A 23197-nucleotide genomic window follows, 5' to 3' on the forward strand; every position below is an offset into this window, starting at 1 on the left:
TCTGTAGCGCACTGCTTACCGTCTGATGTGCCCTGCATATTCAGGGATCAAACCGCGGCGCGCTCACCCCGTGCCGAGCCGGAGGCCCTGCGCCGGCGGCGATCTCCTGGCACCGGGAGGTAGAGTCCGGCGGCGTGCACCTCAAGGCCCTGACCCTCCGCGGGTTCAAATCCTTCGCCTCGGCGACGACGCTGCGCTTCGAGCCCGGCATCACGTGCGTCGTCGGGCCGAACGGCTCCGGCAAGTCCAACGTCGTGGACGCGCTCTCCTGGGTCATGGGTGAACAGGGCGCGAAATCCCTGCGCGGCGGGAAGATGGAGGACGTCATTTTCGCCGGGACGACCGGGCGGCCGCCGCTCGGCCGCGCGGAGGTCTCCCTCACGATCGACAATTCCGACGGCGCACTGCCCATCGAATACGCCGAAGTCACGATCACGCGGATCATGTTCCGCAACGGCGGCAGCGAATACCAGATCAACGGGGACACCTGCCGGCTGCTGGACATCCAGGAACTGCTCTCCGACTCGGGTATCGGACGGGAGATGCACGTCATCGTCGGGCAGGGCCAGCTCGACTCCGTCCTGCACGCCGACCCGATGGGACGCCGGGCGTTCATCGAGGAGGCCGCCGGTGTCCTCAAGCACCGCAAGCGCAAGGAGAAGGCGCTGCGGAAGCTCGACGCGATGCAGGCCAACCTCGCCCGTGTCCAGGACCTCACCGACGAACTGCGGCGGCAGCTCAAGCCGCTGGGGCGGCAGGCCGCCGTGGCGCGGCGGGCCGCGGTCATCCAGGCCGACCTGCGCGACGCGCGCCTCCGCCTCCTCGCCGACGACCTCGTGCGCATGCGCGAGGCGCTCAGGGCCGAGGTCGCCGACGAGGCCGCGCTCAAGGAGCGCAAGGAGGGGGCGGAGGCGGAGCTCAAGGCGGCCCTCGCCCGGGAGGCCGACCTGGAGGACGAGGTGCGCCGGCTGGCGCCGCGGCTGCAGCGGGCCCAGCAGACCTGGTACGAACTCTCGCAACTGGCCGAGCGGGTGCGCGGCACGGTTTCCCTGGCCGAGGCCCGGGTGAAGAGCGCCACCTCGGCGCCCGCGGAGGAACGGCGCGGCCGTGACCCCGAGGACATGGAACGGGAGGCCGCGCGGATCCGCGAACAGGAGGCGGAGCTGGAGGCCGCGCTGGAGGCGGCGCAGCGTGCGCTGGAGGACACGGTCGCCCACCGCGCCGAACTGGAGCGCGAACTGGCGGTCGAGGAACGCCGGCTGAAGGACGTCGCCCGGGCGATCGCAGACCGCCGCGAAGGGCTTGCGCGGCTGAACGGGCAGGTCAACGCCGCGCGTTCACGCGCCGCTTCGGCCCAGGCGGAGATCGACCGGCTGGCGGCCGCCCGTGACGAGGCGGGCGAACGGGCAGTCGCGGCCCAGGAGGAGTACGAGCAGCTCAAGGCGGAGGTCGACGGGCTGGAGGCGGACGACACCGCGCTCGCGGACCGGCACGACGCGGCGAGGCGTGAACTGTCCGAGGCGGAGGCGGCCCTGTCGACCGCCCGGGAAGCCGCGACGGCCGCCGAACGCAAGAGGGCCGCCGTCGCCGCACGCCACGAGGCCCTCGCACAGGGACTGCGCCGCAAGGACGGCACCGGCGCACTGCTGTGCGCCCGGGACCGGCTCTCCGGCCTCCTGGGCCCCGCCGCCGAGCTCCTGACGGTCGCGCCCGGCCACGAACTCCCGGTCGCTGCGGCGCTCGGAGCGGCGGCCGACGCCGTCGCGGTCGCGGACCCCTCCACGGCGGCCGAGGCCATCCGGCTGCTCCGCAAGCAGGACGCGGGCCGTGCGTCCCTGCTGGTGTCGGCCCCGGGACGGGCGGGCGCACCCGCGGCGGGCCCGGCCGCGGCCGGGATCCCCGCCCCCGCGCGCCCGCCCGCCGAGAGCGTCTCGACGTCCGGTGCCCCGGCGCACACGCCCGTGCCGCACGCGGTCTCGGCCGGACACGCATATCCCGGGGCGGCCCCCTCCCCGGCTGCCGGCGGTGACGGGGGGACACGGTCGCCCCGGGTCCTCGACCTGGTGCGCGGGCCGGAGGAGCTGATGCCCGCCGTGGCGAGGCTCGTACGGGACATGGTGGTCGTCGGGACCCTGGAGGACGCCGAGGACCTGGTCCGTGCGGAGCCGGGACTGGTGGCCGTCACCGCCGAGGGCGACGTCCTCGGTGCCCACTTCGCTCAGGGGGGCTCCGCGGGCGCGCCCAGTCTCCTGGAGGTGCAGGCGTCGGTCGACGAGGCCGCCGCCGAGCTGGAGGAACTGGCCGTCCGCTGCGACGAACTCGCCGCGGGGCAGCGCGAGGCCGGTGAGCGGCGCACGGCGTGCGCCGCGCTCGTCGAGGAGTTGGGCGAGCGGAGACGGGCGGCCGAGCGGGAGAAGGCCGGAGTGGCCCAGCAACTGGGCCGGCTCGCCGGTCAGGCCCGCGGTGCCGCCGGGGAGGCCGAGCGTACGGCGGCGGCGGCCGCGCGGGCTCAGGAGGCGCTCGAGAAGGCGCTGTACGAGGCCGAGGAACTGGCGGAGAGGCTGGCCGTCGCGGAGGAGACCCCTGTCGAGGAGGAGCCCGACACCTCGGCCCGCGACCGGCTCGCCGCCGACGGCGCCAACGCCCGGCAGACCGAGATGGAGGCCCGGCTCCAGGTGCGGACGCACGAGGAGCGGGTGAAGGGGCTCGCGGGTCGGGCCGACGCGCTGGACCGCGGCGCGCGCGCCGAGCGGGAGGCCCGGGCGCGCGCCGAGCGGCGCCGTGCCAGGCTGCGCCACGAGGCCGCCGTCGCCGAGGCGGTCGCGAGGGGTGCCGGCCTGCTCCTGGCCCATGTCGAGGAGTCCGTCGTCCGGGCCGAGCGGGAACGTGCCGCCGCCGAGGCGGCCAAGACGGAGCGGGAGCGTGAGCTCGCCGCCGCCCGCTCGGCGGGCCGGGACCTCAAGAGCGAGCTCGACAAGCTCACCGACTCCGTGCACCGCGGCGAGGTCCTCGGAGCCGAGAAGCGGCTGCGCATCGAGCAGCTGGAGACCAGGGCGCTGGAGGAGCTGGGCGTAGAACCGGCCGGGCTGGTCACCGAGTACGGTCCGGACCAGCTCGTGCCGCCGTCGCCGCCTGCCGAGGGGGAGGAGCTCCCCGAGGACCCGGGTCACCCGCGCAACCAGCCGCGGCCGTTCGTCCGAGCCGAGCAGGAGAAGCGGCTCAAGTCCGCCGAACGGGCGTACCAGCAACTCGGAAAGGTGAATCCGCTCGCCCTGGAGGAGTTCGCGGCTCTGGAGGAGCGGCACAAGTTCCTGTCCGAACAGCTCGAAGACCTGAAGAAGACCCGTGCCGACCTGCTCCAGGTGGTGAAGGAGGTCGACGAGCGTGTCGAGCAGGTGTTCACGGAGGCGTACCGGGACACCGCGCGTGAGTTCGAGGGTGTGTTCTCGCGGCTCTTCCCGGGCGGCGAGGGCCGGCTCATCCTGACCGATCCCGACAACATGCTCACCACGGGCGTGGACGTGGAGGCCCGGCCCCCGGGCAAGAAGGTCAAGCGGCTGTCCCTGCTCTCCGGCGGCGAGCGCTCGCTGACCGCCGTGGCGATGCTCGTGTCCATCTTCAAGGCCCGGCCCAGCCCGTTCTACGTGATGGACGAGGTCGAGGCCGCGCTCGACGACACCAACCTGCAGCGGCTGATCCGCATCATGCAGGAGCTCCAGGAGAGTTCCCAGCTGATCGTGATCACCCATCAGAAGCGGACCATGGAGGTCGCGGACGCGCTCTACGGCGTCTCCATGCAGGGCGACGGCGTCTCGAAGGTCATCAGCCAGCGGCTTCGCTGAGCCCCTGCCGTCCGTCGGGAGCGGCCGGGGCCCGGGCCTGGTCCCTCTCGCCCTCGACGACTCCCTACCGGTATCGATCAACGCTCTGATCTTCAATACTTTTACACATTTGTGCCTTGTGTGGGGTTAACGTGACTTCGTGCCGCGCTCTTGACTTCGAAACTTGAACGCATAGTCTCTGCAACGTTGCTTTTACCTTCAAGTGGTGGGCGGCGTTATGTTGTGCGCCACTGGAAGGGCTCGTCCCCCACCCCCCGGCGCCGTCGCCGGGTGGCCCCAGGAGTACACGTGACCAGCACACCGCAGGCACAGGCGCCCGAAGGCCGCAAGGCCAGGCCGGAGCACCTCAGCCATGTCATCTTCATCGCGGCGTCGGCCGCGATGGGGGGCTTCCTCTTCGGCTACGACAGCGCGGTGATCAACGGAGCCGTCGTGGCCATCCGCGACCGATTCGACGTGGGCTCCGAAGCGCTCGCGCAGGTCATCGCCGCCGCTCTCATCGGCTGTGCGATCGGCGCGGCCACCGCGGGCCGGATCGCCGACCGCATCGGCCGCATCCGGGTCATGCAGATCGCCGCCGTACTGTTCACCGCCAGCGCGATCGGCTCCGCACTACCGTTCGCCCTCTGGGATCTGGCCCTGTGGCGCGTCATCGGTGGCGTCGCCATCGGCATGGCCTCCGTCATCGCCCCCGCGTACATCGCCGAAGTGTCCCCGTCCGCCTACCGCGGCCGGCTCGCCTCCTTCCAGCAGGCCGCCATCGTCACCGGCATCGCCGTTTCGCAGCTGGTCAACCTGGGCGTCCTCAACCTCGCGGGCGGCGAGCAGCGCGGCAGGATCGCCGGCCTCGAGGCATGGCAGTGGATGCTCGGCATCATGGTCGTCCCGGCCGTCCTCTACGGGCTGCTGTCCCTCGTGATCCCCGAGTCGCCCCGGTACCTGATCTCCGTCGGCCGGCACGTCCAGGCGCGCGAGGTGCTCCGCGACGTCGAGGGCAAGGCCGTGGACCTGGACAAGCGGGTCGCGGAGATCGAGGAGAACATGCGCCACGAGCGCAAGCCCTCCTTCAGGGACCTGCTCGGTGGCAGGTTCCTCTTCCTGCCGATCGTCTGGATCGGTATCGGGCTGTCCGTCTTCCAGCAGCTCGTCGGCATCAACGTGATCTTCTACTACAGCTCCTCGCTGTGGCAGTCGGTCGGCGTCAACCCCGAGAGCTCGTTCTTCTACTCCTTCGAGACGTCGATCGTGAACATCATCGGCACGGTGATCGCGATGATCTTCGTCGACCGGATCGGCCGGAAGCCGCTCGCGCTCATCGGCTCCGCCGGCATGGCGATCTCGCTGGGACTGGCCGCGTGGGCGTTCTCGTACAAGAGCGAGGTCGGCGGCGAGGTCTCGCTGCCGGCCCTGCAGGGCACCGTCGCCCTCTTCGCCGCCAACTTCTTCGTGCTCTTCTTCGCCCTCTCGTGGGGCGTGGTGGTGTGGGTGCTGCTCGGCGAGATGTTCCCCGGCAAGATCCGCGCCGCCGCGCTGGGCGTCGCCGCCTCGGCCCAGTGGATCGCCAACTGGCTGATCACCGTGACGTTCCCGACGCTCTCGGACTGGAACCTCTCCGGCGCGTACGTCATCTACACGGTCTTCGCCGTGCTCTCGATCCCGTTCATCCTCAAGTGGGTGCCGGAGACGAAGGGCAAGGCGTTGGAGGAGATGGGCTAAAACCCCGCTGCCCCTCTCCTCTCGGCCCCACGGCCATGGCACTGCCCCGGCTCAGCCCTTGAGCCGGGGCAGTACCCGTTCGCAGAACAGCCCGACGCTCCGCCGCCCCTCTTCCGGGGGCATCCCGCCGCAGAGCGGATGGAGCACCAGGTTCTCGGCCCCGAGCCCCACGCACTCTTCCGGGGTCAGCACGCGGTAGACGCCCTCCGCCCGCAGCTCGCCCACCGTCGTGGCCGACGACCGCACCGCGGAGCGGATGCCGGAGGACTGCCACGAGGCGTACGTCCGGGCCTCGTGCAGGAAGTGGCCGCCGTACTCGGCCCACGTCCGGTCCGGGTCCTCGGAGACGTGCAGCAGCGGGGTCTCGGCCGCCGGCATCATGCAGAACCCCTCGGTGCCGTACTCCTCGCGCATCCGGTGGTAGTACGCCTCCAGTCCCGGCAGATGGGCGCTCGGGAAGAACGGCAGCCCGAGGCGGGCGGCACGCCGGGCGGCCGCTCTCGACGAGCCGCCCACGAGCAGCAGCGGATGCGGTTGCGTGCCTGGCCGGGGGGTGACCCGCACCCGGCGCCCGCGGTGGGTGAACTCCTCGCCGGTCCATGCCGCCAGCAGGGTCTCCAGCAGTTCGTCCTGGAGGGCCCCGCGCCGGTGCCAGTCCACACCGTGGGCGGCGTACTCCTCCGGCCGGTAGCCGATGCCCGTCACGGTGACCAGCCGCCCGCCGCTCAGCAGGTCCAGTACGGCGATGTCCTCGGCCAGCCGCAGCGGATCGTGCAGCGGGCCGATCACCGCCGAGACGGTCACCGCGATCCGGCGCGTCGCGCCGAACACGGCCCCGGCGAAGGTGAGGGGCGAGGGCAGCCAGTTGTCGGCGACGCCGTGGTGCTCCTCGGTCTGGACCGTGTCGACCCCGTGCTCGTCCGCGTACGCCGCCAGCTCCAGGGCGACGCGGTATCGCGCAGCGAGGGAGCCGGGTGTGGCCCCGGGGTCGACGAGGTTGAACCGCAGGACTGTGAAGGCCATGACGAGCGTCCCCCTCCGCCGGGGTGTGGGAGTGGCGAAGGGGGACGTTAGCTGACGTTGCGTCAGATGGAAACGGTCGTGCGCGCCGGCTCCTCCGCCGTGCCCCCGGCCCGCTCACCGGCGGCCGCCGGACCGGCCGTGCGCGGCAGCACCGCGTACAGCGCGCCCGCCACGACGACGGTCACCGCCCAGCCCAGTCCGTTCCTGCCGAGCCAGGACCCGGCCAGCGGACCGCCGAACCAGTCGACCTCGGTGAACAGCAGGCCCACCAGCAGGGCGGCACCCCACGCCGTCATGGCCTGCCAGGCGAACCCGCCCCGGTACCAGTAGCCGCTCGTGCGGCCCGTGTCCATCAGTGCCGCCGCGTCGTACGCGCGCCCGCGCAGCATGTCGACGCCGAACACCCCGATCCACGCCGAGAAGGCGACGGCGAGCAGCGTCAGGAACGAGATGAACGAGCCGATGAAGCTCGTCGCCACCACCATCAGCAGGAAGCCGAACACCAGCGAGATGGCCGCGTTCACGCTGACGGCCCAGGTGCGCGGCACGCCGATGCCCAGGGTCTGGGCGGTGAAGCCCGCCGAGTACATCGACATCGAGTTGATGAGCAGCATGCCCACCAGCGCGATGAGCAGGTACGGCACCGAGATCCAGGCCGGCAGCAGCTCGCCGATGAACGACACCGGGTCCTGGGCGGAGGCCAGGCCCGGCGTCGCCACCGCCATCACCGCGCCCATCAGCACCATGGGCAGTACGACGATCCCGGCGCCGCCGATCGTCGATCCGACCACGGCACGGCCGGAGGTGGTGCGCGGCAGGTACCGAGTGAAGTCCGGGCCCGAGGGCACCCAGCTGATCCCTCCGGCGGCGATGGTGCCGATGCCCGCGATCAGCATCGCCGTCGAACCGGCCGGCTTGGCCAGCACGGCCGACCAGTCGGTGTTGGCCACCAGATGGCCGAGGACCAGGACCGAGAACCCGCCGAACAGATACGTGGACCACTTGCTGCACACCCGCAGCGCGTTGATGCCGAGCCCGGAGACGAGGAACGTCGCGGCGACGAAGAGGAGGAGCGTCACGACGATCAGCGCGGTGCTGGGCTTGATGCCGAAGAGCAGATCGAGCACCGTCAGCAGGGCGTAGGCCCCGGTCACCGCATTGATGGTCTCCCAGCCCCAGCGGGCCACCCAGATGAGCGAGCCCGGGAAGAGGTTCCCGCGCTGGCCGAACACGGCGCGGGACAGAGCCATGCCGGGCGCGCCCCCGCGTGTGCCCGCGAGGGAGACGAGGCCGACCATGCCGTACGAGACGACCGGGGCCGTGACGCCGACGATCAGCACCTGCCAGAGGTTGAGCCCGTTGAAGACGACCAGGCCGGCGCCCATCGTCAGCAGCAGGACGCTGATGTTGGCGGCGACCCAGGTCGGGAAGAGTTCGCGGACGTGGCCGGTGCGTTCGCCGTCGGGGACGGGCTCGAGGCCACGGGTCTCTATCGCGCCTTCGGATTCGGAGGCGTGCGGCATGAAGATGGCTCCGTACGGGGTGATGGGGGGAGTCCGGGGGCGCGGCCCCGGGCAGAGCGCCGACCGCGACCGGGCCACGGGGGGCGTCGCCAGGCCGGAATGAACATCGTAACGTCTCCGGCAAAAGGTCCAAAAATGGGCGGGCCCCCTCGTGCGAACCTCCGGCGGGGCCGGACCCCGGCGCCCTTGGCCGATACTGGGTGGCGTTATGGAAATCGTCATCCTTGCTGTAGTCATCGCCCTGGTCGCGGTCGGCGCGATCAGCGGGCTCGTGGTCAGCAGCCGCCGGAAGAAGCAGCTGCCGCCCTCGGCGCCGTCGAGCACGCCGACCATCACCGCTCCGCCAGCCGAGCCGCACGTCGGCGAGGAGGCGGAGACGCCGCGGGAAGAACCCCGCCGCACCATCGAGGAGGTCGACCTCCCGACCGCGGAGGAGGCCGTCGCCGAGCCCGCCGCGGTCGAGGATCCGGTCGTCGCCGAGCCCGAGGCTCCCGCGATCGAGATCCCGGAACCGGCCGCCGGCCGCCTGGTGCGGCTGCGCGCCCGCCTGGCCCGCTCCCAGAACACCCTGGGCAAGGGGCTGCTCACCCTGCTGTCCCGCGAGCACCTCGACGAGGAGACGTGGGAGGAGATCGAGGACACCCTCCTCACCGCCGACGTCGGTGTCGGTGCCACGCAGGAGCTGGTGGACCACCTGCGCGAGCGGGTGAAGGTCCTCGGCACCCGCACCCCGGACGAGCTCCGCGGGCTGCTCCGCGAGGAACTGCTGCTGCTCATCGGTACGGACGCGGACCGCGCGGTCCGGACCGAGAGCGGCCTGGACACCCCCGGCGTCGTGATGGTCGTCGGCGTGAACGGCACCGGCAAGACCACGACCACCGGCAAGCTGGCCCGGGTGCTCGTCGCGGACGGGCGCAGCGTCGTCCTGGGCGCGGCGGACACGTTCCGCGCCGCGGCCGCCGACCAGCTGCAGACCTGGGGCGAGCGTGTCGGCGCCCGCACCGTGCGAGGGCCGGAGGGCGGTGACCCGGCCTCCATCGCCTACGACGCGGTCAAGGAGGGCATCGCCGAGGGTGCCGACGTGGTCCTCATCGACACCGCGGGCCGGCTGCACACCAAGACCGGGCTGATGGACGAGCTCGGCAAGGTCAAGCGCGTGGTCGAGAAGCACGGCCCGCTGGACGAGGTGCTGCTCGTCCTCGATGCCACGACCGGGCAGAACGGCCTGGTCCAGGCCCGCGTCTTCGCCGAGGTCGTCGACATCACCGGCATCGTCCTCACCAAACTCGACGGCACGGCCAAGGGCGGCATCGTCATCTCCGTGCAGCGCGAGCTGGGTGTCCCGGTCAAGCTGGTCGGCCTCGGTGAGGGCCCGGACGACCTGGCCCCCTTCGAGCCCGAGGCCTTCGTCGACGCACTGATCGGCGACTAGCCGGTACCGCGTCGGGCGACGTGCGCCCCGGCAGCCCTGCCCGGGGCGGCATCAGCCGTCCAGGGATCCCTCCGTCCGGCCTCTCCGCCGCGCCGCCCCTCCCGCGGCGCGGCGGACCCGTTCCGTGCGGCCGCCGCAGGGGTCGCCGCACCGGGTCAGGGGGAGGGGGCGGGACGTACCGGGGATCCGGAGTGGACGGCCCGAAACTCCCCGGCGGCGTTCAGAGGGCCGTCGAGCGGTGGCAGATGTAGGCGAGTGTCCCCAGGAGAAGCCGGGCCTGCGGCGGAGTCTCGGACGAGCCGAGGGCCGGCGGCCGGAGCCAGCGGGACGGACCGAGGCCGGCGTGGTCGGAGGGCGGGGCCGTCACATGGTGGCCCGCGCCGAGGCAGCGCAGGTCCAGACCGGTGTGGTCCCAGCCCATCCGGTACAGCAGATGGGGCAGTTCGGGGGCGGCGCCCGGGGCCACGAAGAACTGGGCGCGGCCCGTCGGCGTCGCGGCCACGGGCCCCAGGGGCACGCCCATCCGTTCGAGCCTCACCAGGGCGCGGCGGCCGGCCGTCTCGGAGACCTCCAGCACGTCGAACGTGCGGCCCACGGGGAGCAGGACCGAGGCGCCGGGCACCTCCGCCCACGCCGTCGCCACCTCGTCGAGGGTCGCGCCGGCCGGTACCTCGGGCACGAAGTCCAGGGGGTGCGCACCGGGGGCCGGGCAGCCGGGGTCCCCGCAGGAGCAGCGGCCCGCCGCTGCCCGTGCGCCCGGGGCCACGTCCCAGCCCCACAGTCCTGTGCACTCGGCCGCAGCCGTGCACTCCGTCGCGCGGCCGCGGCGCCGTGAGCCGGGCCGGATCTCCCGGACCCGGGAGCCGCCGATCGTGAAGCCCATGCCCCCTCCAACGGGTCGAACTCGCCGGTGGTTACGAGAAGGAGTCTTGCGGTGACACTGAGTCGTCGTCGTCCTGACTCGCCGGTGCGAAGTGTCGCTCGGGGTGGTGCGTCCGGTCTCGCGCGCCCCGGCGTACAACGCTCCGCCCGTTCCCGGCCGTCGTGTGTCAAGTGAATCGCGCCTGGCCGCAGGCGAGTTCATTCGAAGGGGTGGCGAATGGTGGCGTTTCTGGAATCGCCATGGCGGGACCGGTGATCGTAGGATTACTTTCGGTGCACGAAGCCCGGAGTGGGATGCCTCCGCGGGTATGCCGGGGGCAAGTCGGTTTCCTGTTCGAAGAGGGGCGACCGCCGGACGCAGAGCCGTGAACCACGGCATTCTGCTAGGGGTTCGGACACCGCTCCGCCGGGCAGGGCATTCCGGCAGGACCACTCGGCACGACAGGCAAGGACAGCATGCGGATGGGGGCGTTACCTGTGAACGGCGGCGGCGCGGACGGCACGGGCGGCGGGAAGCGCCCGAACGAGCAGCTCGGCTCGTGGTTCGTGCGCAGCGGCTGGTCGAAGGGCGAGCTCGCCCGCCAGGTCAACCGCCGGGCCCGGCAGATCGGTGCGCACCACATCAGCACCGACACCTCGCGCGTCCGCAGGTGGCTCGACGGCGAGCAGCCCCGCGAGCCCATCCCGCGCATCCTCAGCGAACTGTTCTCGGAGCGGTTCGGCACCGTCGTCGCCATCGAGGACCTGGGGCTGCGCACGGCACACCAGTCACCCTCGGTGTCCGGTGTCGACCTCCCCTGGGCGGGCCCGCAGACCGTGGCGCTGCTCGGCGAGTTCTCCCGCAGCGACCTGATGCTGGCCCGCCGCGGATTCCTCGGGACGTCGCTCGCGCTCTCCGCCGGGCCGGCACTCGTCGAGCCCTTGCAGCGCTGGCTGGTGCCCACCCCGCCCACCGACCCGGGGCCGGCGGACTCCGCGAGCGTCCGGCGCCCCGCCCGGCTCTCCGAGCCGGAGCTGGACCTCCTCGAGTCCACGACCGCGATGTTCCGCCAGTGGGACGCCCAGTGCGGCGGCGGGCTGCGCCGCAAGGCCGTCGTCGGCCAACTGCACGAGGTGACGGAGCTGCTCCAGGAGCCGCAGCCGGCGGCCACCTCCAGGAGGCTGTTCACCTGTGCCGCCGAACTGGCCGAGCTGGCCGGCTGGATGAGCTACGACGTCGGACTGCAGCCCACCGCCCAGAAGTACTTCGTGCTCGCCCTCCACGCGGCCAAGGAGGCGGGGGACAAGCCCCTCGGCTCGTACATCCTCTCCTCCATGAGCCGCCAGATGATCCACCTGGGTCGGCCCGAGGACGCGCTGGAGCTCATCCACCTCGCGCAGTACGGCAGCCGCGACTGCGCGACCGCGCGCACCCAGGCCATGCTGTATGCGATGGAGGCCCGCGCCTACGCCAACATGGGCCAGCCCAGCAGGACCAAGCGGGCCGTCCGGATGGCCGAGGACACCTTCGCCGACGCGCTCGAGGCCCCCGAGCCCGAGCCGGACTGGATCCGTTTCTTCTCCGAGGCGGAGCTGAACGGCGAGAACGCCCACTCGTACCGGGACCTCGCCTATGTCGCCGGCCGCAGCCCCATGTACGCCTCGCTCGCCGAGCCCGTCATGGAGCGCGCCGTGGAGCTCTTCGGAGGGGACGCCGAGCACCAGCGCTCGTATGCACTCAACCTCGTCGGCATGGCGACGGTGCATCTGCTGAAGCGGGAGCCCGAGCAGGCCACCGGTCTCGCCCAGCAGGCACTGCACATCGCCAGGAGGGTGCGCTCGGAGCGGGTCAACACCCGGCTGCGCAAGACCGTCGACACGGCGGCCAGGGACTTCGGCGACGTCCCCGAGGTCGCCCACCTCACGGACCTCATCACCGCACAGCTGCCGGAGACCGCCGAAGCGGTCTGAGCAGCCCGTCACAGAACTCCGGCGCGACGGCCACCCCTACCGCCCGACACGGCTCCCCACGCCAGGTCAACCGGGTGACCGTCGCGCCGGTCGTGCCACCCGGGGAGGGTACGCCCGTGATGTTCCCGTGACCCTTCAGTTCATGGGCGTGTAACACGCCCGCCCTCTTCGTCACTGCGGTGAAACATCGTGCGGCATCGGCGGAAACCGCGGCGCGCCAACCTCATGCCCCATAACGGGCCGCTCCCCAGGCAGCCGGATCCAGTCGGACCGGCCGCCGGTAGCCCAGGCTCCCGCCCCGCACAGGCCGCACGACGACGAGGAGACGCCGATGCCCCCAGGCATCACACTTGCCGCAGACGCCCCCGAGCTGTCTGCCGCCAACACCGGTTTCATGCTCATCTGCTCCGCGCTGGTGATGCTGATGACGCCCGGCCTGGCCTTCTTCTACGGAGGCATGGTCCGCGTCAAGAGCACGCTGAACATGCTGATGATGAGCTTCATCAGCCTCGGCATCGTCACCATCCTCTGGGTGCTCTACGGCTTCAGCCTCGCCTTCGGCACCGACTCCGGCTCCTTCATCGGCTGGTCCTCCGACTTCGTCGGCCTGAGCGGCATCGGGGTCAACCAGCTCTGGGACGGCTACACCATCCCGGTGTACGTCTTCGCCGTCTTCCAGCTGATGTTCGCGATCATCACGCCCGCCCTGATCAGCGGCGCCCTCGCCGACCGGGTCAAGTTCACCGCCTGGGCCCTCTTCATCGCCCTGTGGGCCACCGTCGTCTACTTCCCGGTCGCGCACTGGGTCTGGGGTGCGGGCGGCTGGCTGTTCGAAATGGGCGTCATCGACTTCGCCGGCGGCACCGCGGTCCACATCAACGCCGGCGCCGCGGCCCTCGGCGTGATCCTCGTGATCGGCAAGCGCGTCGGCTTCAAGAAGGACCCGATGCGGCCGCACAGCCTGCCCCTGGTCATGCTGGGCGCCGCACTGCTGTGGTTCGGCTGGTTCGGCTTCAACGCCGGCTCGTGGCTCGGCAACGACGACGGTGTGGGCGCGGTCATGTTCGTCAACACCCAGGTCGCCACGGCCGCCGCGATGCTCGCCTGGCTCGGCTACGAGAAGATCCGCCACGGCTCCTTCACCACCCTCGGTGCCGCCTCCGGTGCGGTCGCGGGCCTCGTCGCCATCACCCCCTCCGGCGGCTCCAGCTCCCCGCTCGGAGCCATCGCCATCGGTGCCGTCGCCGGTCTGCTCTGCGCCATGGCCGTCGGCCTGAAGTACCGGTTCGGCTACGACGACTCCCTGGACGTCGTCGGCGTCCACCTCGTCGGCGGTGTCGTCGGCTCGCTGCTCGTCGGCTTCTTCGCCACCGGCGGTGTGCAGTCCGACGCCAAGGGCCTCTTCTACGGCGGCGGGTTCGAGCAGCTCGGCAAGCAGGCCGTCGGTGTCTTCGCGGTCCTGGCCTACTCTCTGATCGTCTCCGCGGTCCTCGCCTTCGTCCTCGACCGGACGATCGGCATGAGGGTCAGCGAGGACGACGAGATCTCGGGCATCGACCAGGTCGAGCACGCCGAGACCGCGTACGACTTCAGTGGGGCGGGCGGCGGCGCCGGCTCCCGCAAGACCGTCCCCGCACCCGCCGAGACCGTGGCGGCCGGACCGCAGAACAAGAAGGTGGACGCATGAAGCTCATCACCGCAGTCGTGAAGCCGCACCGGCTGGACGAGATCAAGGAGGCCCTGCAGGCCTTCGGTGTCCAGGGGCTCACGGTCACCGAGGCGAGCGGCTACGGACGGCAGCGCGGCCACACCGAGGTCTACCGGGGTGCCGAGTACACCGTCGACCTCGTCCCCAAGATCCGGATCGAGGTCCTGGCCGAGGACGACGACGCCGAGCAGCTGATCGACGTGGTCGTGAAGGCCGCCCGCACCGGGAAGATCGGTGACGGCAAGGTGTGGAGCGTTCCGGTCGACACCGCGGTCCGGGTCCGGACCGGCGAACGCGGCCCGGACGCGCTGTAGACGGGAGTTCTGGGTGACGAGCGTCGATCTGACCACGGAAACCGAGGGCTCGGGACCCAGCGGCTATGCGGCGGCCCGGCTGCGTCTCCTCCAGGAGGAGACGCAGTCCGGGCCGCCGCGCCGTGCCGCGCTGGCCCGGCTCACCGACGACTGGCTCGCGGCGCTGTTCGCCGCCGCCAAGGAGGACACCGGGGTGCGCGGCGCCGCCCTCGTCGCCGTCGGCGGCTACGGGCGCGGCGAGCTCTCACCGCGCAGCGACCTGGACCTCCTCCTGCTGCACGACGGCGGCGCCGAACCGGGCGCGCTCGCCTCGCTCGCCGACCGGATCTGGTACCCGGTCTGGGATCTCGGGCTGGCCCTCGACCACTCGGTCCGGACCCCGGCCGAGGCCCGCCGCACCGCGGGCGAGGACATCAAGGTGCAGCTGGGGCTGCTCGACGCCCGCGCCGTCGCCGGCGATCTCGGGATGGTCGCCGGGCTGCGCACGGCCGTCCTCGCCGACTGGCGCAACCAGGCGCCGAAGCGGCTCCCCGAACTCGGCGAGCTCTGCCGCGAACGCGCCGAACGCCAGGGCGAGCTGCAGTTCCTGCTGGAGCCCGACCTCAAGGAGGCCCGGGGCGGGCTGCGCGACGCCACCGCCCTGCGCGCCGTCGCCGCCTCCTGGCTGGCCGACGCCCCCCGCGAGGGCCTGGCCGAGGCCCGCCGCACCCTTCTCGACACCCGCGACGCACTCCATCTCACCACCGGACGGGCCACCGACCGGCTCGCCCTCCAGGAGCAGGACCAGGTGGCGCAGGCACTCGGTCTGCTGGACGCCGACGCGCTGCTGCGCCAGGTGTACGAGGCCGCGCGGACCGTCTCGTACGCCGCCGACGTCACCTGGCGCGAGGTCAACCGGGTGCTCAAGGCCCGGTCCGCGCGCCCGCGGCTGCGGAACATCTGGGGCGGCCGCCGCCCCGAGGCCGAGCGCACCCCGCTGGCCGAGGGCGTCGTCGAGATGGACGGCGAGGCCGTCATCGCCCGCTCCGCGAGGCCGGAGCGGGACCCGGTGCTGCCCCTGCGCGCGGCGGCGGCAGCGGCCCAGTCCGGTGTCCCGCTCTCCCTCCACGCCGTACGCCACCTGGCCGCCGCCACCAAGCCGCTCCCCGTGCCCTGGCCCGCCGAGGCACGGGAGGAACTCGTCACCCTGCTCGGAGCGGGCGAACCGACCGTCGCCGTGTGGGAGGCGCTGGAGGCCGAGGGCCTGATCACCCGGCTGCTGCCCGACTGGGAGCGGGTACGCTGCCGGCCTCAGCGCAACCCCGTCCACACCTGGACCGTCGACCGACACCTCGTCGAGGCCGCCGTCCGCGCCTCCGCGCTCACCCGCCGTGTCGGCCGCCCCGACCTGCTCCTCGTCGCGGCCCTGCTCCACGACATCGGCAAGGGCTGGCCCGGCGACCACTCGGTGGCCGGCGAGACCATCGCGCGCGACGTCGCCGCCCGCATCGGCTTCGACAAGCAGGACGTGGCCGTGATCGCCACCCTGGTGCGCCACCATCTGCTGCTCATCGAGACCGCCACCCGCCGTGATCTGGAGGACCCGGCGACCGTGCGGGCGGTCGCGGACGTCGTCGGCTCGCCCGGCACACTGGAGCTGCTGCACGCTCTCACCGAGGCCGACGCCCTCGCGACCGGGCCGGCGGCCTGGTCGGCCTGGCGGGGATCACTCGTCGCCGACCTGGTCAAACGGGTCGCGGGCGTCCTTGCGGGGGAGAGTCCCGAGGAACCGGAGCCGGTCGCTCCGAGCGCTGAACAGGAGCGGCTCGCCGTCGAGGCGCTGCGCACCGGCGGACCGGTACTGGCCCTGCACGCCGCGCAGGCCGAGAGCCAGCAGCCGGACGGCGAACCCGAGCCCGTCGGTGTGGAACTCCTCATCGCCGTGCCCGACCAGCCCGCCGTACTGCCCGCCGTCGCGGGCGTGCTCGCCCTCCACCGGCTCACCGTCCGCGCCGCCGACCTGCGCGCCGTCGAGCTCCCCGACGAGGTGGGCCCGGGGACGGTCCTGATGCTGAACTGGCGGGTCGCCGCCGCCTACGGCTCACTCCCGCAGGCCGCCCGGCTGCGCTCCGATCTCGTGCGGGCCCTCGACGGGTCCCTGGACGTGGCCGCCCGGCTCGCCGAGCGGGACGCCGCGTATCCCCGCCGGCGCGGGGTCAAGGCCCCGCCACCGAGGGTCACCGTCGCCCCGGCGGCCTCCCGGCTGGCCACGGTCATCGAGGTGCGCGCCCAGGACGCCCCGGGGCTGCTGCACCGCATCGGCCACGCCCTGGAGTCGGCGGCGGTCAGCGTGCGCAGCGCACGGGTCTCGACCCTCGGCGCGAACGCCGTCGACGCGTTCTACGTCACAGGTCCCGGGGGAGCCCCGCTGCCTCCCGAGGAGGCCGTGGACGTGGCGCGGACACTGGAGGCCGCGCTGCGGACCGCGTGAACGCCCCGGACCCGGGCGAGGGATACGTCCGGCCGCGTGCCCAGGGGGCAGACCCCATCCCACGCGGCCGGATACCCTTGGGTGACATCTGTCCGCCCGCCCCCGAGACCTGAGGATCCGCGACCACCGTGTTCGACACCCTCTCCGACCGCCTTGCAGCGACATTCAAGAACCTCCGGGGCAAGGGCCGCCTGTCCGAGGCCGACATCGACGCCACGGCACGTGAGATCCGTATCGCGCTGCTCGAGGCCGATGTGGCGCTGCCCGTCGTGCGCGCCTTCATCAAGCAGGTCAAGGAGCGCGCCCTCGGCGCCGAGGTGTCCCAGGCGCTGAACCCCGCCCAGCAGGTCATCAAGATCGTCAACGAGGAGCTCATCGGCATCCTCGGCGGCGAGACCCGCCGGCTGCGCTTCGCCAAGCAGCCGCCCACCGTGATCATGCTGGCGGGTCTCCAGGGCGCCGGAAAGACCACCCTGGCCGGCAAGCTCGGTCTCTGGCTGAAGAGCCAGGGCCACTCCCCGCTGCTCGTCGCCTGCGACCTGCAGCGCCCCAACGCCGTGAACCAGCTGGCCGTCGTCGCCGAGCGCGCCGGCGTCGGCGTCTTCGCGCCCCAGCCCGGCAACGGCGTGGGCGACCCGGTCCAGGTCGCCAAGGAGTCGATCGAGTACGCCAAGTCGAAGGTCCACGACATCGTCATCGTCGACACCGCCGGCCGGCTCGGTATCGACCAGGAGATGATGCAGCAGGCCGCGGACATCCGTGACGCGGTCGTCCCCGACGAGGTCCTCTTCGTCGTCGACGCGATGATCGGACAGGACGCGGTCAACACCGCGGAGGCCTTCCGCGACGGCGTCGGCTTCGACGGCGTGGTGCTCTCCAAGCTGGACGGCGACGCCCGCGGTGGTGCCGCGCTCTCCATCGCGCACGTCACCGGCAAGCAGATCATGTTCGCCTCGAACGGCGAGAAGCTGGACGAGTTCGACGCGTTCCACCCGGATCGCATGGCGTCCCGCATCCTCGGCATGGGCGACATGCTGTCGCTGATCGAGAAGGCCGAGCAGACCTTCAGCCAGGCCGAGGCCGAGAAGATGGCGGCCAAGCTGGCGAAGGGCCCCAAGGAGTTCACGCTCGACGACTTCCTTGCCCAGATGGAGCAGGTCAGGAAGATGGGCTCCATCTCCAAGCTGCTCGGGATGCTGCCGGGCATGGGCCAGATCAAGGACCAGATCAACAACATCGACGAGCGCGACGTCGACCGTACGGCGGCGATCATCAAGTCGATGACGCCCGGCGAGCGCACCGACCCGACGATCATCAACGGCTCGCGCCGGGCCCGCATCGCCCGCGGTTCGGGTGTCGACGTCAGCGCCGTGAAGAACCTGGTGGAGCGGTTCTTCGAGGCCCGCAAGATGATGTCGCGCATGGCCCAGGGCGGCGGGATGCCCGGGATGCCCGGTATCCCCGGCATGGGCGGCGGACCGGGCCGTCAGAAGAAGAAGCAGAAGCAGGCCAAGGGCAAGCAGCGCTCGGGCAACCCGATGAAGCGCAAGGCCGAGGAGCAGGCCGCCCAGGCCCGCCGCGAGCAGTCCGGTCAGGGCAGCCCGTTCGGGCTGCCGGCGGGCGGCCAGGGCGCCCAGGACTTCGAGCTCCCCGAGGAGTTCAAGAAGTTCATGGGCTGACGTCCGGGACGTCCGGACCGGGGGTCCGCCCACGAGCACGGGCGAGGGGCCCCGCGATCACCCGATCGCGGGGCCCCTCGCCCGTGCCGGGCCCCTCGGGGGCCGGGCCGCCCAGGCCGCCCCGGCTCCGCCCCGGGTGGCAGCGCGGCCCGTTGTGTGCGGTCATGGGCAGAGATCTGGAGCAGCCGAGGGACCGGAGGGCAGGCCGTGGCCAATTCCGTACCCCCGCGCGATCGCACCGACCAGCCCTGGCGGTCGGAGGGGGCACCGCCACCCACGCCGCCGCGCAAGAAGCCGCCCGGTGGCTGGCTCGGGCTCGTCGCGACCGCCGTGGTCCTCTTCCTCGTCGCCTACGGGATCCTGTCGTACTTCACCAAGGGCGACGAGCCGACGATCTCGTACACGGAGTTCAGCAGGCAGGTCGAGGCCGGTAACGTCACCAAGATCTACGCCAAGGGCGACACCATCGAGGGCGAGCTGAGGACCGGGCAGCCGATCCCCGGCGGCGGGGGCGACTACACCACCTTCCGGACCCAGCGGCCCGAGTTCGCGGAGGACGACCTCTGGCAGCAGCTGAGCCAGAAGGGCGTGACCGTGACGGCCGAACCGGTCGTCGTCCAGCGCAGCCTGCTGACCAATCTGCTGCTCTCGCTCGCGCCGATCGTGATCCTCGTGCTGCTCTGGGTGGCCCTCGCGAGACGCCTGGGGCCACGCCTCGGCGGCCCCCTGGGCCGCAAGGCGCCGCCCCGTCCCGTGGAACTGGAACCCCACAGACGCACCACCTTCGCCGACGTGGCGGGGATCGACGAGGTCCAGGGCGAGCTCGACGACGTCGTCGACTTCCTCAAGAACCCCCAGGTCTACCGGGCCATGGGCGCACGGATGCCCGGCGGGGTCCTGCTCGCCGGTCCGCCCGGCACCGGCAAGACGCTGCTCGCCCGGGCCGTGGCGGGCGAGGCCGGGGTGCCGTTCTTCTCGGCCTCCGCTTCGGAGTTCATCGAGATGATCGTGGGCGTCGGGGCCTCCCGCGTCCGCGAGCTCTTCGCCGAGGCCCGCAAGGTCGCCCCGGCCATCGTCTTCATCGACGAGATCGACACCATCGGGCGGGTGCGCGGCGGCGGCGCCAGCATCGGCGGCCACGACGAGCGCGAGCAGACCCTCAACCAGATCCTGACCGAGATGGACGGCTTCACCGGCTCGGAGGGCGTCGTCGTCATCGCCGCCACCAACCGCGCCGACGTCCTCGACCCGGCCCTCACCCGCCCCGGCCGCTTCGACCGGATCGTGCACGTCAGCCCGCCCGACCGGGCGGGCCGGGAGGCGATCCTCAGGATTCACACCCGGGACATCCCGCTGGCACCGAGCGTCGACCTGGTCCAGGTGGCCCGTACGACACCGGGCATGACCGGTGCCGAACTGGCCAACCTCGCCAACGAGGCCGCGCTGCTCGCGGTCAAACGGCGGCAGGGCCAGGTGACCCAGCGCGATCTCTCCGACGCGCTGGAGAAGGTCCAGCTCGGCGCGGAGCGCGCGCTCGTGATGCCCGAGGGCGAGCGCCGCAGGACGGCGTACCACGAGAGCGGCCATGCCCTGCTCGGCATGCTCCAGCCGGGCGCCGACCCCGTCCGCAAGGTCACGATCGTTCCGCGCGGCCGGGCGCTGGGCGTCACGCTCTCCACCCCGGACGCCGACAAGTACGCGTACACCGAGGAGTACCTGCGCGGAAGGATCATCGGGGCGCTCGGCGGCATGGCGGCGGAGCACGTCGTCTTCGGGATCATCACCACCGGATCGGAGAACGATCTGGAGCAGGTCACCCGGCTGGTCAGGGGCATGGTCGGACGCTGGGGCATGAGCGAGCGCGTCGGTCGGTTCACCGCCGTGTCGGGGGACGGGCAGGAGCCGTACGGGCTCACCGCCGCCCCGGCGACGCTGGACGCGGTCGACCACGAGATGCGCCGGATCGCCGAGGAATGCTACGAGAGCGCCTGCCGGCAGCTCCGCGAGAACCGCGACCGGTTGGACGCGCTGGCCGAGGCACTGCTCGCCAGCGAGACGCTGGACGAGGAGGAGGCGTACCGGGCCGCCGGCATCCCCCGGCTCAAGAAGGACACGAACGGCCACTGAGCCGCCGTCGCGCGGACGGAAGCGCCCGGGGCCCGCCGGGGGTTCCGGGGGCCCGGGCCCGAGCCGTCCTCGCGGAACCGCGGTGCGGGTGCGGCAGGGGGACCACGTGCACGCAGGGCGAACGGCCCGGCGCCTCGCGGGGGCCCTGCGGCGCCGGTATCTCACCTCACGGCGTACGCGCTATCAGGTACCGGAAGACGTTCGGCATCCACACCGTCCCGTCGGCCCGCACATGCGGATGGAGCGCCTCCTTGACCTCCTTCTCCACCTGCGCCGGGTCCGTCGCCCGTACCGCCGCGTCGAACAGGCCGGTCGACATCAGGCCGCGCACGGCGCTGTCCAGGTCGGCGTAGCCGAAGGGGCACGACACCCTTCCCGAGCCGTCCGGGCGCATCCCCGCCCTGGTCGCCACGTCCTCCAGGTCGTCCCGGAGGGTCTGACGCCAGCCGCCGTCCGCACGCAGCCGCTCGGTGAGCCTGCTCGCCACCCGCAGCACCGCCGAGGTGGCGCACCGCTCGGGCGGGCCCCAGCCCGCCAGCACCACGGGGCTGCCGCGCTCAGCCAGCGGAACCACTGCTTCCAATGCCGGGACCAATCCGTCGGAGTCGCCGGCCGTACACCCGATCGGCTGAAAAACCGTGATCATGCTGAACCGGGGGCGCCGGGGATCGGCGGCCTCCTCCGGCCCGCCCTCGACCAGCCGCCCCGACGGTGCGTCTCCGGAGCCGCCTGGCTCGGGCTCGGGAGCGAGCCGCTCGCGCGCCAGCGCCATCCTCGCCCGGTCCGTGTCGACTCCGGTCACACTCGCGCCGCGCGTCGCGGCCATCAGCAGGGCCAGGCCAGAGCCGCAGCCGAGGCCCAGTACGCGGGTGCCGGCCCCGACCTCCAGGTGCTCGTACACCGCCTCGTAGAGCGGCACCAGCATCCGTTCCTGGATCTCGGCCCAGTCACGGGCGCGCATCCCGGCGTCCGCCGGGAGCACTGAGGACGTACGAGGGTGGTGCGGGACGAGCGTAGGTGTCATCGAAAAGCGCCCCAATCCGCCAAGAGGTCAGCCTTGCCCTGCTGGACAGCCCCCGTGTCGTATCGCTCGCGCCCCCCGTATGCCAGGGAACTGCGCTTCGCTCGGTACGTCCAGAGGTCGCACCGCAATGTCTTGGACGCCCCGGTCGTGCGCCCCCGCGCCCGGACCGTTCCGCATCCAGAGTGCAGCCCCCCCGGGATTCCCGCCAGGCAGGACCACCGCCCGTCGCTCCACCGCGGGCGGAGGGCTTCCCCGCCGGTGACAGGACCGATCGACGCTGCCGAGGTCGCGGACGGCGGCCCGTGCACCAGCAGGGCAGACGGCGATCCGTCCCACGGCCGCGGGCCGATCCGCGGACCGGCCGGTGGCGGTGCGGTGCCGGCCGGCCGTGGACGGGTCGGCGCCCGGGTCCGAAGGCGTTCCCGGTACGCTCGCGATCGTCGCGGGCGCCGACCGGGCCGCACGGCCCACCGCAGGGGCCGGCTGTCCGAGCCGCCGGGAATGCCGCGGACCGTGTACGGACCCGCCCGGCGATCCCGGGTGGTGCCGCATCCCCGGGCGCTCCGGCGCACGGTCCCGGCGCGCGGCCCCGCGCCGCACATCGGCTCGCCCGGTGTCGGCATCGCCGCATGGACGCGTGAGTACGTACCAGCTTGTTGTGAGCTGCGAGGCTTCTCCGCAGATCAGCGCACCCGCCCTCGTCAGGACGCATCAACGGCAACTGACGGGTACGTGCAAATTATTTGGGATGCCCCGGAATGGAACCCGCGGGGCGTCCGGCTCGTTGTCACGACGTGAGCACGACACCACCTGTTCTCGCCGCAGAGCTGGCACAGGCGTGGGCCGACATTCAGCGGCACCACCCCGAGCTGCCCGATCTTGCCGCGCCAGAGTCACTGATCGGAGAGTCGTCGTCGGCCTGCGGGCACGAACTCTCCTTCGAGCGACTGCTCCACGAGGCAGTCCACGGCATTGCCGCCGCCCGGGGCGTCCGCGACACCTCGCGCGCCGGCCGCTACCACAACCGCCGCTTCCTGGCGATCGCCGAGGAGATGGGCCTGGACCACCCGGAGGAGCCGCACCCCAGCAGCGGCTTCTCGCTGGTCGTCCTGACCCCCGATGCCAAGCGGCGGTACCGGTCCACCATCGAGAGACTGCAGCGCGCCCTCGCCGCGCACACGGTCGCCACGGCATCCGACACCAAGCGGACCTTCCGCGGCCCGGCGGCCCGCCACGGCTCGTCCGGGGGCGGCGTCCGGGTCAAGGCGGTCTGCGACTGCGGGAGAAACGTCCGCGTGGTCCCCTCGGTCCTCGCGCAGGCGCCGATCGTCTGCGGCGGCTGCGGCAAGCCGTTCCGCATCCCCGAACCGGTGGCGGCGGCGAGCTGAGCGGGGCACCTCACACGACCGCACCCGGGGGTGACCGGTCGGCCCGGCCCGGGGTCCCACAGCCTCGGGTCAGCCGGCCGGGATCCGTGTGGCACAATGTCTAGCTGTACTCGACAGTC

14 protein-coding genes are annotated in these 23197 nt (G+C 72.4%); 10 read left to right on the plus strand and 4 right to left on the minus strand.

What is annotated here, in order from left to right; translation table 11 throughout:
- The first annotated feature begins 134 nt into the window (after positions 1-134).
- Together AB0J10_RS18725 and AB0J10_RS18730 are read left to right on the plus strand one after the other, a co-directional pair.
- Positions 135-3842, plus strand: coding sequence for an AAA family ATPase (locus AB0J10_RS18725; protein WP_363062865.1), 3708 nt, complete (start codon positions 135-137; stop codon positions 3840-3842).
- A 288-nt stretch (positions 3843-4130) separates the two neighbouring features.
- Positions 4131-5558, plus strand: coding sequence for a sugar porter family MFS transporter (locus tag AB0J10_RS18730; RefSeq protein ID WP_363062867.1), 1428 nt, complete (start codon positions 4131-4133; stop codon positions 5556-5558).
- 51 nt (positions 5559-5609) lie between these two features.
- Here the strand turns inward: AB0J10_RS18730 and AB0J10_RS18735 are convergent, their stop codons facing one another.
- Both AB0J10_RS18735 and AB0J10_RS18740 read right to left on the minus strand, forming a co-directional pair.
- Complete coding sequence (locus tag AB0J10_RS18735; protein ID WP_363062869.1) at positions 5610-6581, minus strand: LLM class flavin-dependent oxidoreductase; 972 nt, start codon at positions 6579-6581, stop codon at positions 5610-5612.
- A 62-nt stretch (positions 6582-6643) separates the two neighbouring features.
- Positions 6644-8104 (minus strand): cytosine permease, encoded by a 1461-nt coding sequence (locus AB0J10_RS18740; protein ID WP_363062871.1) that lies wholly within the window; start codon positions 8102-8104, stop codon positions 6644-6646.
- Between the two features lie 208 nt (positions 8105-8312).
- Here AB0J10_RS18740 and ftsY point away from each other — a divergent pair, with 208 nt between their 5' ends.
- Entirely contained in the window at positions 8313-9536 is a 1224-nt protein-coding gene (gene ftsY, locus AB0J10_RS18745) for a signal recognition particle-docking protein FtsY (protein WP_363062873.1), read from the plus strand.
- 220 nt (positions 9537-9756) lie between these two features.
- On the opposite strand, the gene AB0J10_RS18750 is transcribed toward ftsY, so the two are convergent.
- Positions 9757-10419, minus strand: a complete 663-nt coding sequence (locus tag AB0J10_RS18750) for a bifunctional DNA primase/polymerase (protein ID WP_363062875.1) — start codon at positions 10417-10419, stop codon at positions 9757-9759.
- A gap of 476 nt (positions 10420-10895) precedes the next feature.
- Between AB0J10_RS18750 and AB0J10_RS18755 the strand changes: the two genes are divergently transcribed.
- The 6 genes from AB0J10_RS18755 (at position 10896) to ftsH (ending at position 20666) form a co-directional block, all read left to right on the plus strand.
- The gene (locus AB0J10_RS18755) at positions 10896-12368 is read left to right on the plus strand and encodes a hypothetical protein (protein WP_363063111.1); all 1473 of its coding nucleotides are present in this window, start codon (positions 10896-10898) and stop codon (positions 12366-12368) included.
- A 331-nt stretch (positions 12369-12699) separates the two neighbouring features.
- Positions 12700-14055 (plus strand): ammonium transporter, encoded by a 1356-nt coding sequence (locus AB0J10_RS18760; RefSeq protein ID WP_363062877.1) that lies wholly within the window; start codon positions 12700-12702, stop codon positions 14053-14055.
- Positions 14052-14390, plus strand: a complete 339-nt coding sequence (locus tag AB0J10_RS18765; protein WP_093653550.1) for a P-II family nitrogen regulator — start codon at positions 14052-14054, stop codon at positions 14388-14390. Before AB0J10_RS18760 ends, AB0J10_RS18765 begins: the two co-directional genes overlap by 4 nt.
- A gap of 13 nt (positions 14391-14403) precedes the next feature.
- Entirely contained in the window at positions 14404-16860 is a 2457-nt protein-coding gene (locus AB0J10_RS18770) for a [protein-PII] uridylyltransferase (RefSeq protein WP_363062879.1), read from the plus strand.
- A 128-nt stretch (positions 16861-16988) separates the two neighbouring features.
- The gene (ffh, locus tag AB0J10_RS18775; protein WP_363062881.1) at positions 16989-18539 is read left to right on the plus strand and encodes a signal recognition particle protein; all 1551 of its coding nucleotides are present in this window, start codon (positions 16989-16991) and stop codon (positions 18537-18539) included.
- Between the two features lie 207 nt (positions 18540-18746).
- On the plus strand, positions 18747-20666 hold the full coding sequence (gene ftsH, locus AB0J10_RS18780; RefSeq protein ID WP_363062883.1) for an ATP-dependent zinc metalloprotease FtsH: 1920 nt from the start codon (positions 18747-18749) through the stop codon (positions 20664-20666).
- Positions 20667-20832: 166 nt separating this feature from the next.
- Here the strand turns inward: ftsH and AB0J10_RS18785 are convergent, their stop codons facing one another.
- Positions 20833-21690 carry a methyltransferase domain-containing protein gene (locus AB0J10_RS18785; protein ID WP_363062885.1) on the minus strand — a complete coding sequence of 286 codons (858 nt, stop codon included), beginning with the start codon at positions 21688-21690 and terminating at the stop codon, positions 20833-20835.
- 794 nt (positions 21691-22484) lie between these two features.
- On the opposite strand from AB0J10_RS18785, the gene AB0J10_RS18790 reads away from it, so the two are divergent.
- On the plus strand, positions 22485-23078 hold the full coding sequence (locus AB0J10_RS18790) for a hypothetical protein (protein ID WP_363062887.1): 594 nt from the start codon (positions 22485-22487) through the stop codon (positions 23076-23078).
- The last annotated feature ends 119 nt before the right edge of the window (positions 23079-23197 follow it).

This window comes from Streptomyces sp. NPDC049887, assembly GCF_040656535.1.
In the GTDB taxonomy this organism is placed as follows: domain Bacteria; phylum Actinomycetota; class Actinomycetes; order Streptomycetales; family Streptomycetaceae; genus Streptomyces.

What these genes read in the sequence shown, in the direction of transcription:
- AB0J10_RS18735 (WP_363062869.1), bottom strand. Translation starts at nt 6,581, where the DNA reads ATGGCCTTCACAGTCCTGCGGTTCAACCTCGTCGACCCCGGGGCCACA.
- AB0J10_RS18740 (WP_363062871.1), bottom strand. Translation starts at nt 8,104, where the DNA reads ATGCCGCACGCCTCCGAATCCGAAGGCGCGATAGAGACCCGTGGCCTC.
- ftsY (WP_363062873.1), top strand. Translation starts at nt 8,313, where the DNA reads ATGGAAATCGTCATCCTTGCTGTAGTCATCGCCCTGGTCGCGGTCGGC.
- AB0J10_RS18750 (WP_363062875.1), bottom strand. Translation starts at nt 10,419, where the DNA reads ATGGGCTTCACGATCGGCGGCTCCCGGGTCCGGGAGATCCGGCCCGGC.
- AB0J10_RS18760 (WP_363062877.1), top strand. Translation starts at nt 12,700, where the DNA reads ATGCCCCCAGGCATCACACTTGCCGCAGACGCCCCCGAGCTGTCTGCC.
- AB0J10_RS18765 (WP_093653550.1), top strand. Translation starts at nt 14,052, where the DNA reads ATGAAGCTCATCACCGCAGTCGTGAAGCCGCACCGGCTGGACGAGATC.
- AB0J10_RS18785 (WP_363062885.1), bottom strand. Translation starts at nt 21,690, where the DNA reads ATGACACCTACGCTCGTCCCGCACCACCCTCGTACGTCCTCAGTGCTC.